Source organism: Stenotrophomonas sp. NY11291 (assembly GCF_023277365.1).
GTDB classification, from domain to species: Bacteria; Pseudomonadota; Gammaproteobacteria; order Xanthomonadales; family Xanthomonadaceae; genus Stenotrophomonas; species Stenotrophomonas geniculata.
The window spans coordinates 4,924,287-4,937,621 of sequence record NZ_CP096975.1 but is presented as its reverse complement, the minus strand read 5'-3'; the positions used below and the strand labels follow the sequence as shown (position 1 = coordinate 4,937,621).

Sequence of the window (13,335 nt, the reverse complement as noted above, 5' to 3'; positions counted from 1 at the left end):
GTTCCAACCAGGGTTGGCACCTACCGGAAAAGAAAAACCCCGCCGAGGCGGGGTTTTTTCATGCACGGGCTGCAGCGATCAGTTGCTCCAGTTCGGCATCGGCATGGCATCGACCGGGATCGGCGAATTGGCATCGTCGTGGCCACGGTCGCGCTTGCTGCGCAGATCGTTCTCGATCTGGTAGTTGCGGCGCTGCATCCACGCATCGCGTACCAGCGAGTACTCGTCCACGGCGGTGTCACGCAGGTTGTCGATCGCCAGCAGCTGCGCGCGGGTATCGACCAGCTGCAGGCCCTGCAGGCCGATGCGGATCTTGTCCTCTTCGATACGGCGGATCGGCGACAGCGGAATGTCACCGGCCAGGCCGAACACATCACGCACGGTACGCGGGCCGAAGAACGGCAGTTCCACGTAGCGCGAACGACGCCAGCCCCAGGCACCCAGGGTCTGGCCGAAGTCCTCATTGCGACGCGGCACCATCGCCTTGCTGGCCGGATCGAACAGGCCGCCGATACCCAGCGTGCTGTTCATCAGGAAGCGGCCGAGGCTGTCCCACGCATCGGCGCCGCGGCCCTGCAGCAGCTGGTTGGTGATGGTCACCGGTGCGCGCAGGTTGCTGAAGAAGTTGCTGACGCCGGTGCGGGCGAAGCGCGGCACCACGTGGGTGTAGGCGGTGGCCAGCGGGCGCGCGATGCCGCGGTCAACCGCGTTGTTGAAGGTGTGCACCTTGCGGTTGAACGGTTCCCACGGATCGTAGGCCGCCGCGCTGCCGGTGTTGCCGGCACCACCATAGAGGGCATCGAAGTCGTCATCACCACCGGGGGCGGTTGCCGCTGCGGGCCGGTGCCGATGGCGGCGTGGCCGGCGCAGGTGCGGCAACCACGGCTGCGGCCGGTGCGGCATCGACCGCAGCGGCATCGGCGGTGGGGGCGGAGGCCTCGGCGATGGTACTGGCCGGGACCACGGTGCTGGCCGCCGGCGCATCGCTGCGTGCGGGCTTGCCGGCGCAGGCGGTCAGGGCGGTGGCCAGGACGATCAGGGGGAAAGTGCGTACGACGTTCATGTCAGCTCGCAGCAGAAGTAGCGTTGAAATCCAGGTCGGGCGACAGCCGGTAGGCCGCGCTCAGCTCGTTGTAACCCGCCGGTGCGCCAGAGATCGCCAGCGGATGGCCGGCCTTGCGCGCACGTGCGGCCAGCTCGGCCAGCAGGGCCAGGCCGGCGCTGTCCACGCGCTCGACCTCGCCCAGTTCCAGGCGTGCCAGCTGGGCCGGCAGCGACTGCAGCTGTGGCCACAGCGCGATCACCGCAGCACGGTCGAGCACCCCGCGCAGGCGCAGGGTGTCGCCTTCCAGCAGCGCCAGTGCGTTACTTGCCATTGCCCGCGGGCCCGGCCTGCATGCTGCCGCTGTGCAGTTCGTTGGCCACCTGCTTGATGCCCTTCTGGCGCAGCGGGGTATCGAACTGGTTGCGGAAGGTCTGCACGTAGGAAATGCCTTCGATGTTGACGTCGAAGATCTTCCACTGGCCATTCACGTTGCGCATCCAGTACTCGACCGGGGTCGGCTCGTTGCCGGCACGCACCAGTTCGGTGCTCACGCGCACGCCACGATTGCCCGGCAGCGGGCTTTCACCCTTCAGGCGGAAGCTCGGCTTGCCCTGGATGTTGAGCAGGGTCGAGCCGTAGCGCTGCATCAGGCTGTCGGCCATGGCATCGGCAAACAGCTTGATGTCGGCGTCGGAGGCGCCGCGGGCGTGCGGGCCCAGCACCAGGCGCGCGGCGTAGTCGCGGTCGAAGGTGCGGGTCAGCTCGCTGTCAATGTAGCTGCGCAGGCTGGCCGGGTTGCTGGTGAACTCGCTCTTGCGCTGCTGCAGCGTGGACAGGATGCGGCTGCTGGCATCGATCACCACCTTGCCGGCCTGGCTCTGCGTTGCGGCAGCGGCAGGCGCGGCGGCCTGGGCCTGGGCCAGGAACGGGGTGGCCGCCAGCAGCGCCGAGGCGAGCAGGGCCGGGATCAGTTTCATCTTCATGGTTGCGGTTCCGTTGCAGGCGCCTGCGCGCCATCGTTGGGCTTCTGAGCAGCGCCGCCACCGGCGCCGCCACTGAACATGTACTTGCCGACCAGCTGGATCAGGTCCACTGCCGGCTGGGTGAAGACGATCTCGTCGCCGGCCTTCAGCACGTCCGGATCACCGCCCGGCTGCAGACCGATATAGCTCTCGCCGAGCAAACCACTGGTGAAGATGCCGGCCGAGGTGTCTGCCGGCAGGTCCTTGACCTTGCTGTCCATGCGCAGGGTCACGATGGACTCGAACTTCACCGGGTCCAGGTCGATCGACGCGACCTGGCCGACGGTGACGCCGCCGATCTTCACCGGCGCCTGCTTGCGCAGCTGGCCGACCTGGGAGAAGCGCGCCTTCAGGTCATAGCCTTCACTGCCCCAGCTCCAGCGCTGGTTGGTCGAGGCCACGGCCAGCACCATCAGCGAGGCCAGGGCCAGCAGCAGGAAAGCGCCGACGGAGAATTCGAGTCTGGGACCGCGGATGGCCATGTGGATTACCTGATCGAGTCGTGGTGGCCGCGCGCGCCTGCGCACCGCCGGTGGAGGGGTTAGGTGAACAACATTGCCGACAGCACGAAGTTGAACATCAGTACCAGCAGCGAGGCGTTGACCACCGCACGGGTGGTCGCCACCGAAGTGCCTTCAATGGTCGGCTCGGCATGGAAACCAACGTAGGCGGCGACCAGCGCGGCAGTGCCGCCAAAGATCGCCGACTTCAGCATTGCCACGCCGAAGTCGTCCCAGAAGTCCACGCTGTTGCGCAGCGCCGACCAGAACACGCCGTTGTCCAGGCCCAGCACGTGCACGGCTTCGAAGTAGCTGGCGCTGATCGCCAGCGAACAGAAGATGCCGGTCAGCAACGGCACAGTCAGCACCGCCGCCCAGAAGCGCGGCGCCACCGCCTTGGCTACCGGATCGATCGCCATCAGCTCCAGCGCCTTGATCTGGTCGGTGGCACGCATCAGGCCCAGTTCGGCGGCGATCGAACTGCCGGCGCGGCCGATGAACAGCAACGCGGTCAGCACCGGTGCCAGCTCGCGGTACAGCGAAAGGCCGAGCAGGGTCGACAGCGCGTCGGCCGCACCGAAGGTGGTGAGCGTGCGGTAGCCCTGCAGGGTCAGCACCAGGCCGACGAAGGCACCGCCGACGGCGATGATCGGCAGCGAGCGCGCGCCGATCTTGTAGATCTCGCGGGTCAGCTCGGCCAGGAAATCACGCGTGGGCAGCGAACCGCGCAGCACGGTCAGAGAGAACAGGCCGGCGCGGCCAAGCGAGCGGGTGGCTTGGACGAACGGCATCAGGCAACCCTCGCGCGTGGCGCGGCATCGAACGGAATCGGGCCATCGGGCTGGCCGTGCAGGAACTGCCGCAGAAGCGGGTCCTGGCTGGACTGCAGTGCCTCGGGCGTGCCCTGGAACACGATGCCGCCATTGGCGATCGCGATCACCTGGTCGCAGATCGGCAGGGTCTCGTGCACGTGGTGGCTGACGATGATGCTGGTCAGGCCCAGGCTGTGGTTGAGGCGCTGGATCAGGCTCATGATCACCCCCGAGGCGATCGGGTCCAGCCCGGTCAGCGGCTCGTCGTAAATCATCAGCGGCGGGTCCAGCGCCAGTGCACGGGCCAGCGCCACACGGCGCGCCATGCCACCGGACAGCTCGCGCGGCCAGGCATCGGCGGCGGCCAGCAGGCCCACCGCATGCAGCTTCATCTGCACCAGCCGGCGCAGCACGGCGGTCGGCAGGCGGGTGTGCGTACGCAGCGGCAGGGCGACGTTCTCGGCCACGGTGAGGTCGGTCAGCAGGCCGTTGCCCTGCAACAGCACGCCCACGCTCTTGCGCATTTCCAGCAGCGCACCGCTGTCATGCGGGATCGGCTTGCCGAACAGGGTGACCTCGCCGGCGACCGGGCGCAGTTCGCCGGTCAGCGCCGCCAGCAGGGTCGACTTGCCGCTGCCGGACGGACCGAGCACCGCGGTGATGCTGCCCTTGGGCACCTGCAGCGACACGTCGCGCAGGATCGTGCGTCCGCTCCGGTCGATGCGGACGTTGGATAACTGCACCAGACTGGAGGAGGAAGCCGACATGGGCACCATTAACGTTTTTTAGACATCGAAGGATCGGGCCCGTCGGCTGAACATAAGCAGACTGGACGGTCCAGTATTGTTGCACGGCAAGGCCTCGCGCAGGCCGGGACAATCGCCCGGCAGCCCGGAACAATCCGTACCGGCGATGGGCTGACCATTGAATACTGCCTGCCGTCCTGCACACTGTGCATGATGAGTGACCCAGGCAGCGATTTCCGCCTCTACCATTCCAACTCCCTGGACGTGCTGGCCGCGCTGCTGGCGCGCAACGTGCGTGCGCCGGTACCGGGCCAGCCGCTGCTGGCGCCGGAAGTGGTGCTGATCCCGCAGGTGGCGATGCGGCGTTGGCTGCAGGCGACACTGGCGGCCGAGTTCGGCGTTGCTGCCAACCTCGAATTCCTGACCCCGGGCGAGTTCGTGGCGCGCGCGCTGAAGGCCAACGTCAGCGGTGAGCAGGACGATCTGGACGCCGCCGGCCTGCACTGGAAGCTGTACCAGGCGCTGCGCGATCCGTCGCTGCTGGCGCAGCCACCGATGCGCGCGCTGCAGTCGTATCTTGCCGGCGATGATGCTCTGAAGCCGTGGGCGCTGGCCGGCGAGCTGGCCTCGGTGTTCGAGAAGTACCAGGCCTGGCGGCGTGACTGGCTGTTGCGCTGGGCGGCCGGGGCCGATCCGGCCGATCCGCAGGCAATCCTGTGGCGCACCATCACCCGGGGCCACGACTATCGCGCCCGCCGCATCCAGGAGTACCTGGACCGCTTCGAAGGCGCCGGCCAGCCGCTGCCGCAAGGCCTGCCGCCGCGCATGTCTGCGTTTGCGACGCTCAACATCTCGCCCGACGTGCTGCGGGTGATGGCCACCCAGGCCCGGGTGGGCGAGCTGCACTTCTACATGCCCACCCCGGTTCAGTCTTACTGGGGCGACCTGCAGACGCTGGCCGAGCGCCTGCGCAGCGGCGCGCCCGATCCCTTCGGTGAAGCGGCCGGCGAGAACCGCCTGCTGGAAGCCTGGGGTGCGGCCGGCCGCGACTTCATGGCGGTGCTCGGCAGTTACGAGGTGGTGCATCCGGCCGGCGAGATCGCCGCCTATTCCGATCCCGAGGAGGACACCCGGCCGACCCTGGACGAAGGCGGCCTGTCCGACAGCCTGCTGCATCGCCTGCAGCGCGATCTGTTCCACCGCCGCGCACTGCCCTCGGGCGAGCTGCGCGAAGGCCTGCGCAGTGACGACCCCAGCCTGCAGGTGCACGCCTGCCATACCCGGCTGCGCGAGCTGCAGGTGCTGCACGACCAGCTGCGCAGCCTGCTGCAGGATCCGCGCTTCGACCCGCCGCTGCAGGCGCGCGAGATCGCGGTGCTGGCGCCGGACATCGATCCCTATGTGCCGTACCTGGAAGCCGTGTTCGGCGGTCGCGGCGGCGAGGAGGAGCACATTCCGTATGCGCTGGCCGACAGCAGTCCACTGGCGGGCGAGCCGCTGGCCGATGTGTTCGTGCATCTGCTGGGCCTGCCGGTCTCGCGCTTTGGCTTGAACGAAGTGCTGGACCTGCTGGCCAGCGCGCCGCTGGCCGAAGCGGCCGGGCTGGAAGCGGTGGACTTCGATCGCCTGCATGGCTGGCTGCAGCAGGCCGGTGCACGCTGGGGCCTGGATGCGAAGCACCGCAACCAGCACCAGGCACCGGCCGACGACGCCTACACCTGGCAGTTCGCGCTGGATCGCCTGGTACTCGGCCATGCCACCGGCAGTGAGGCTGACCTGGCCGGTGTGGCGCCGTGGATCGAACTGGAAGGCGGCGCGCTGGACGCGCTGGACCGGCTGCTGCGCCTGTTGCGCGTGCTGGCGATCTATCAGCGTCGCCTCGGCGAGCTGCTGACCCCGGCGCAGTGGCGGCAGCGCCTGCTGTCGCTGCTGGATGCACTGCTGCCCACCGCGCCCAGCTCGCCCAACAGCCAGCGCGCGCTGGAGCGCCTGCGCAAGCTGCTCAACCAGTTCGCCGACGATGCCGCCAAGGCCGGTTTCGAAGACGGCGTGCCGTCGGAGGTGGTGCGTTCGCACTTCGCCGGCGTACTGGGGGAGGCCGATACGCGCGCACCGCTGCTGACCGGTGGCATCAGTTTCGGCCGCATGGTGCCGATGCGGCTGCTGCCGTTCCGGGTGATCTGCGTGCTCGGTCTCAATGATGGCGATTTCCCCCGCCGTGACCCTGCCGCCGGTCTCAACCAGCTCACCGCCGAGCTGGATACGCCGCGCCGCCGTCCGGGCGACCGCTCCACCCGCGAGGATGACCGCTTCCTGTTCCTGCAGCTGTTCGCGGCCGCGCAGGAGGTGTTCTATCTCAGCTATCTCGGCGCCGATCCGCGCGATGGCAGCGTGCGTGAGCCGTCGGTACTGGTCAGCGAACTGATCGATGCCGCCGCCGCGTATCACCTCGATCCGACTGCGGCGGTCCGCGACTTCACCGTGCGTCACGCCTTGCAGCCGTTCTCGCCAGCCGCGTTCGGTGATGGCGATCCACGCCGCTTCAGCTATCGCCGCCAGTGGCATCCGGCCGCCGGTCGCCTGACCGGCCAGCGCGGTGGCCTGCAACCATGGTTCGATGCACCGTTGCCGCCGCCGCTCGACGATGCGGTGGAAGAGGAGGTCGCGCTCGATACCCTGCGCCGCTTCCTGTGCGACCCGGCCGGGCAGTTCCTCGCACAGTCGCTGGGCCTGCGCCTGGCCGACGATGTCGAGGAGGTCGATGACCTGGAACCGCTGGTGCTGTCGTCGCGCGGGCCGGAAAAGCGCAGCGTGCAGGCGGCGGTGGTACGCGCCACGCTCAGCGGCGATACCGAGCCCTTGTACCCGCGGCTGCGCGCGCGTGGCCTGCTGCCGTCAGGTCCATTGGGCCAGCGCCAGTTCGAGGTGGAGCAGTTGAAGACACGCCCGTATGCCAGTGCGCTGCTGGGCTGGATGCAGGGCGATCCACTGGAAAGCCGCCGCTACGAAGTGGACATCGATGGCGTGCGCCTGCATGGCCGCGTGGCCGATCGGCATCCCGAAGGGCTGGTGCGCCTGCGTGCCGGCACGCTCAATGGCAATGCAGTGATCCGCCAGGGCCTGGACTGGCTGCTGGCCAACGCCGCTGGCGACGCGCTGCCCCTCGTGCAGTTCCACGATGGCGGCGATGCCGGCCCCGGCCCGCATGTGCTGCCGGCATTGAGCGTTCCGGCGGCGCGCGCGGCGCTGCGTGCGCTGCTGCAGCTGCGCCAGCGTGGCCTGCGCGAGCCGCTGCGCTTTGCCCCGTATACCGGCTGGGTGCTGTACAACGCGCCGACAGAAAAACAGCGCAGCGAAGGCTGGAAGCAATGGCACGGCAGCGACCGCACCTGGGGTGAATCCAGCAGCGACGCCTGGCAGCTGCTGCTGCGCGGCGCAGACCCGTTCGCCACCGATGCCAGTTATGCCGACCTGCTGCGCAACAGCCAGGTGGTCTTCAGCGCGGTGCGCGAAGGCCGCACTCTCGGCGCCGAAGCACGCCAGGAGGGCAACGCATGAGCACCGCCATCGCCGAAGACGGCATCGAATCCCTCAGCCGTGATCCCTACCTGGCCCTGCCGCTGGACGGCATCCGCCTCATCGAAGCCAGCGCCGGCACCGGTAAGACCTTCACCCTGGCCACGCTGTTCACCCGCTTGGTGGTGGAGCAGGGCCTGCGCATCGGCCAGATCCTGGCAGTGACCTTCACCGACGCCGCCACCCAGGAACTGCGCAAGCGCATACGCGAGCGCCTGGCGCTGGCCGCACGCCTGGTCGATCTGGAACCGGCCGAGGGAGAAGCACCGGATGTATGCCTGACCCGCGAAGTCCTGCAGCGCCATCTGCAGAGCGGCTCCGAGAGTGCCACCGCACTGAAGCGCCGCCTGCAGGTGGCCGCAGACGAGATCGATCTGGCGTCCATCTTCACCATCCACGGCTTCTGCACCCGCGTGCTGCGCGAGCATGCGCTGGAAAGCGGCCATACCTTCGACCCGCCGGAACTGCTGGCCAGTGACCGCGAGCTGCTGGAGGAACTGGCAGCGGATCTATGGCGCGTGCATGCCAATGACCCGGCCACGCTGGAGCCGCTGACCTGGCTGTGGTCCAACCCGGACGCGCTGGCCGCCGATCTGCGCGCGCTGCTGGCCGCGCCGCCACTGCATCCGTTGCCGCAGCCGGTGGCGTTTCCCGATCCGCATGTGGCCCTGCAGGGCGCGGCGGAAGAGCTGTCTGCACGCGTGCGCGAACACGGCGAGCAGTTCTTCATCGACCTCTGCGATGCGGTCGACAACAAGTGGCTCAACGGCGTGTCCTACAAGCTGGGCTGGCTGCATGCGTTGGGCCGGCAGCTGCTGGCCTGGGCCGAGCGCGCCGACCCGCGCGAGCTGCTGATCAGCGAACGCCTGCCGGCGCTGCTGCCGGAGGCGTTGGCCGCCAAGACCAACAAGAAATTCGCCGAGCGCACGCCGTCGTCGCCATTGCAGGCACCGTTGGCGCGCTATGTCGTGCTGCTGGCCGAACGCGATGCCTGGTTGCGTGCCACCGCATTGAATTTCCTGCACGCGCTTCGCGCCGACGCCACGCAGCGGCTGCAGGCACTGAAGCGCATCCGCCGGGTGCAGACCTACGACGATCTGATCGATGGCGTAGCGCTCGCCCTGGAAGGCCCGCAGCGACTGACGCTGGTCAGGCAGCTGCGCGCGCAGTACCGCATCGCGCTGGTTGATGAGTTCCAGGATACCGACGATCGCCAGTGGGGCATCTTCCACACCGTGTTCGGTGATTCGCCGGAGGTGCGCGAGCTGGGCCTGGCACCGGCGTTGTTCCTGATCGGCGACCCCAAGCAGGCGATCTACGGTTTCCGCGGCGGTGATATCCACACTTACCTGAAGGCCAAGCAGGTGGCGCAGCAGGCGCCGGTGCTGGACCAGAACTTCCGCTCGCGACCCGCTGTGCTGCGCGCGCTGCAGGCGCTGTACGACAATGCCGGCGAAGACGCCTTCCTCGAACGCGACATCCAGTTCGAGCCGGTGCGGCCCGGTGGCGTGCGCAGCGATGCGGACTACCAGCGCGACGGCCATGCCGCCGCGGCGCTCACCCTGCGCGTGCTGCGCAGTGGCGGTGACAAGGCGATGAGCGCCGATGCCTCGCGCGATGCGGCGACCCAGGCCTGCGTGGCCGCGATTCACCAGATCCTGGTCGAGGCGCGTGCGGGCAATGCCGTGTTGCGTGGGCGCCCGGTGCAGCCCGGTGACATCGCGGTGCTGGTGCGCTCGCATCGCGAGGCCACCCTGGTGCAGCGCGCACTGGCCGCGGTCGGCATTCCGGCAGTGGCAGCCGGCAAACAGAGCCTGTTTTCCACGCCTGAAGCGCGTGATCTGCGTGCGCTGCTGCTGGCACTGCTGCAACCGGCCGACGAGGGCCGCCTGCGCGCAGCGCTGGCCACGGTACTGCTCGGCCAGCGCGCAAGTGCGATTGCGGCGATGGAACGCGAGGGCGACCTGCAACGTGGGTTCCAGGCGCAGCTGCTGCACTGGCGAGAGCGCTGGCAGCGCGGCGGGCCGTTCGCGGTGATCGCCGATGTCTGTGCCGCGCAGGGCGAGCGTCTGCTGGCGCTGATCGATGGCGAGCGCCGCCTCACCAATTACCTGCAGCTGGGTGAACTGCTGCAGGAAGCCTCCGCGCAGGCGCTGGGCATGCACGGGCTGCTGGACTGGTTGCAGGGGCAGATGGCCAGCGCCGACCAGGATGACGAGCAGCAGCTGCTGCGCCTGGAATCGGACGCGCGCCGCGTGCAGATCATCACCCTGCACAAGAGCAAGGGCCTGGAGTATCCGCTGGTGTTTCTGCCCTTCGTCGGCATCGACGGCGGCGCACCGAACACGGCCTCGCACTGCACCGTGCACGTCGGCGGCCAGCGCCAGTTGCACTGGAAGCTGGACAAGGACGAGGCCTGGGAAGTGGCCACCGCGCAGCGCGAACGCGAGCAGCGCGCCGAGGATGCGCGCCTGCTGTATGTGGGACTGACCCGCGCCGAGCATGCGCTGTGGATCGCCGTGGGTGATCTGGCCGGGCTCGGCAAGACGCGGCTGGCGCCGCTGCTGGGTGACCTGCAGGCGCTGCGCGCGCTCGCCGATGTGCACATCGATGACAGCGAGGCGCCGGCCACGCTGCCGCAGCTGGCGGCCGAAGTGGAAGGTGAGCTTCCAGCCGTGCGTGCACTGACCCGGCGCGTGCCGCACGACTGGTGGGTGTACAGCTTTACCCAGCTGGCCCACGCAGATGCAGGCGTTGGCAGCGATATCGAAGCGGCCGCGACCGAGCTGCCGGCACCGGCCGCCGACGAACCGGCCGGCCCGGAACTGCCATTGGAACCGGCGCTGCCTGAACCCACCGCGGCCGCCGAGGACAACGCCCCGCTCGATCCGCGCTTCATGGGCAGTCGCTTCGGCAACGTGCTGCATGAGGCGATGGAGAACGTCGACTTTGCTGCCTGGGCTGACTGGCAGCCGGGCCTGGAAGCCCCTGAGGGGCAGGCCGAGGTGCTGCGCAAGGCGCTGCACGACGAAGGCTATGCCGATGTCGATCTGGACGACGGCGTGGCCGTGCTGGTGCCGCTGGTTGGCCACACGCTGACCGTGCCGCTACCTGAAGGCGGTGCGCTGCACAGCCTGGGTGAAGGCGAGCGCCGCGCAGAAATCGACTTCCATTTCGCCATCGAACCGACCACGGTGCCGGCGCTGCTGCAGGTCCTTCATGCGCACGGCGTTTCCAGTGGTCGTCGAGGCTTCGGCCAGCGTCGCCGCCTGGAAGGGCTGATGACCGGCATGATCGACCTGACCTACGTGCGCGACGGGCGCTGGTACGTGCTCGACTACAAGTCCAACCGCCTGCCCGGCTACAGCCCGGACCTGCTGGCCATTGCCATGCGGCACAGCGAGTACGACCTGCAGGCGCTGATCTACACCGTGGCCCTGCATCGCTGGTTGCGCTTCCGCCTGGGCGCGGCCTACGACTACGAACGTGACATGGGCGGCATCCGCTACCTGTTCTGCCGCGGCCTGGATGGCACCGGCAATGGCGTGCATGTGGACCGTTTCCCGCTGGCGTTGGTGGATGCCCTGGATGCGTTGTTCGCCGGTGGCGAGCAGGCCCAGGCCGAACTGGCCGCACGTGCGCGGGGGGCCAGCGCATGAGCCTGCTGAAGGAACTGCACCAGAAGGGCCAGCTGCGCACTCTTGATCACGCGTTGGCGACCAGCCTGCAGCGGCTGCGCGACGACACGCCCGAGAGTGTGGCGCTGGCGGCGGCGCTGGCCTCGCTGGCGGTATCGCAGGGCCACGCCGCGTTCGATCCGGCACAGCCGCAGCGGTTGCTGGAAGGCGTGCCCGAGTGGCCTGCCGCGCAGGACTGGCTGGCGCAGCTGCGCGCATCGCCCTGGGTAGCGACGCCGGAGCAGGCCGATGCCATCGCCGAGGATGCGCCGCTGGTGCTGGAGAACGGCCTGCTCTACCTGCGCCGCTATCGCGAGTACGAGCGTCAGTTGGCAGCCGGGCTGCAGCGCATCGGCCGGCATCCGCTGCCGGCGCCGGACATGACGGCGTTGGCGCCGCTGTTCGCGCAGCTGTTCCCGCAGGCATTGAACAGTGAAGATCACCAGGCACGCGCAGCCGGCGTGACCCTGCGCCATCCGCTGGCACTGGTCACCGGCGGCCCCGGCACCGGCAAGACCACCACCATCGCGCGCCTGTTGCTGCTGCTGGCGGCGCAGGCCCGGCATGCCGGCCAGCCGCTGCCCGAGGTGGCGTTGGCCGCCCCGACCGGTCGCGCTGCCGAGCGCATGGCCGAGAGCCTGCGCATGGCCGTGCAACGCTTGCAGGAACAGGGACTGGATCCGACGCTGTGCGCGGCACTGCCCAGCAGCGGCACCACCCTGCATCGACTGCTCGGCGTGATTCCGGATTCGCCGCGCTTCCGCCACCACGCCGACAATCCGCTGGCGGTGGACGTGGTGGTGGTCGACGAAGCGTCGATGATCGATCTGCCAATGATGGCCAAGCTGGTCGATGCGATTGCCAGCGGCACCCGCCTGATCCTGCTCGGCGATCCCGATCAGTTGCCGTCGGTCGAAGCCGGTGATGTGCTCAGCGCGATCCTGCGCGCCAGCGGCGATGGCATCGGCACCCGCGCCGACGACGCGCAGGCACTGCATGGACTGCTGGCGCCGGCCACCTTGCAGCCGCAGGCGGCACCACGCGCCTTTGCTGGCCGCCGCGTGCAGCTGCAGCGCGGTTACCGTCAGAGTGATGCGCTGGACCTGGCGCCGCTGGCGCATGCCGTGCGCGAAGGCGACAGCAGCACCGCATTGCAGCTGCTGCGTGGCGGTTCACTGGCTGGCGTGCATTTCCATGAAGGCGAAGCCGATCCATTGCGTGGCCAACGCGAGCATCTGCTCGGCCACTGGCGCGCGCTGGCCGAGGCCGCTGATCCGGTAAGTGCCCTGCAGCAGGCCGGGCGCCTGCGCGTGCTGACCGCATTGCGCGAAGGCCCGCAGGGCGCGCGCGGGCTCAACAGCCGTATCGAACAGCTGCTGGCAGGCAACACCCCGGGCTACTTCCAGGGCCGCCTGCTGCTGGTCACCGAGAACAGCTACCGGCACCGCCTGTTCAACGGTGATATCGGCATCTGCCTGCGTGATGGAAGCGGCGCGATGGTGGCCTGGTTCCCCGGCGATACCGTCGACCAACCACGCGCCTTCCACCCCGCAGCACTGCCCGCGCACGAAAGCGCGTTCGCGATGACCGTACACAAGGCACAGGGCTCGGAGTTCGACGAAGTGTGGTTGCAGCTGCCACGCCAGGATAGCCGCGTGCTGTCGCGCGAACTGGTCTACACCGGCCTGACCCGTGCCCGCCAGCGCCTGCACGTAGCAGGCAGCGCAGAGGTGCTGCAGGCCGCATTGAAACGCCACGCCAGTCGACTGGGTGGCCTGGCCTGGCGGCTGGGCGTGGAAGCGGTGGCCGAAGCACCGGCGCGCATCGAACAGCCTACGGTGCAGGGCAGGTTGTTCTGAACGGGGGTCGGATCCCGTTCCCTTCGGGAACGGGCTCTGACCCCTTCACCTGATCGCCAGGCAGAAGCAGTCGAGCATGACTCGACTCTACAACAGCG

At 68.8% G+C, this 13,335-nt stretch carries 7 protein-coding genes and 2 pseudogenes; 3 read left to right on the top strand and 6 right to left on the bottom strand.

Annotation, left to right across the window (positions count from 1 at the left end; genetic code table 11):
- Positions 1-78 precede the first annotated feature (78 nt).
- From M1L61_RS22990 to M1L61_RS22965, 6 genes and pseudogenes are all read right to left on the bottom strand, one after another.
- Positions 79-1,063 (bottom strand): annotated as a pseudogene (locus M1L61_RS22990) (VacJ family lipoprotein).
- Position 1,064: 1 nt separating this feature from the next.
- Positions 1,065-1,376 (bottom strand): STAS domain-containing protein, encoded by a 312-nt coding sequence (locus M1L61_RS22985; RefSeq protein WP_154349898.1) that lies wholly within the window; start codon positions 1,374-1,376, stop codon positions 1,065-1,067.
- Positions 1,366-2,028 (bottom strand): ABC transporter substrate-binding protein, encoded by a 663-nt coding sequence (locus M1L61_RS22980; protein ID WP_010487479.1) that lies wholly within the window; start codon positions 2,026-2,028, stop codon positions 1,366-1,368. Before M1L61_RS22980 ends, M1L61_RS22985 begins: the two co-directional genes overlap by 11 nt.
- A 56-nt stretch (positions 2,029-2,084) precedes the next feature.
- Positions 2,085-2,549: pseudogene (gene mlaD, locus M1L61_RS22975) on the bottom strand (outer membrane lipid asymmetry maintenance protein MlaD); the annotation flags it as partial.
- Between the two features lie 59 nt (positions 2,550-2,608).
- Positions 2,609-3,358 carry an MlaE family lipid ABC transporter permease subunit gene (locus M1L61_RS22970; RefSeq protein ID WP_005414955.1) on the bottom strand — a complete coding sequence of 250 codons (750 nt, stop codon included), beginning with the start codon at positions 3,356-3,358 and terminating at the stop codon, positions 2,609-2,611.
- Complete coding sequence (locus tag M1L61_RS22965) at positions 3,358-4,146, bottom strand: ATP-binding cassette domain-containing protein (RefSeq protein WP_049412875.1); 789 nt, start codon at positions 4,144-4,146, stop codon at positions 3,358-3,360. The genes M1L61_RS22970 and M1L61_RS22965 overlap by 1 nt, the downstream gene beginning before the upstream one ends.
- A gap of 189 nt (positions 4,147-4,335) precedes the next feature.
- Between M1L61_RS22965 and recC the strand changes: the two genes are divergently transcribed.
- Genes recC through recD form a run of 3 tightly spaced genes read left to right on the top strand, consistent with a single transcriptional unit; the run spans position 4,336 to position 13,237 of the window.
- Positions 4,336-7,683, top strand: a complete 3,348-nt coding sequence (recC, locus tag M1L61_RS22960) for an exodeoxyribonuclease V subunit gamma (protein ID WP_049412878.1) — start codon at positions 4,336-4,338, stop codon at positions 7,681-7,683.
- Positions 7,680-11,360, top strand: a complete 3,681-nt coding sequence (gene recB / locus M1L61_RS22955; protein ID WP_248854162.1) for an exodeoxyribonuclease V subunit beta — start codon at positions 7,680-7,682, stop codon at positions 11,358-11,360. The genes recC and recB overlap by 4 nt, the downstream gene beginning before the upstream one ends.
- Positions 11,357-13,237 (top strand): exodeoxyribonuclease V subunit alpha, encoded by a 1,881-nt coding sequence (recD, locus tag M1L61_RS22950; protein ID WP_248854161.1) that lies wholly within the window; start codon positions 11,357-11,359, stop codon positions 13,235-13,237. Before recB ends, recD begins: the two co-directional genes overlap by 4 nt.
- The last annotated feature ends 98 nt before the right edge of the window (positions 13,238-13,335 follow it).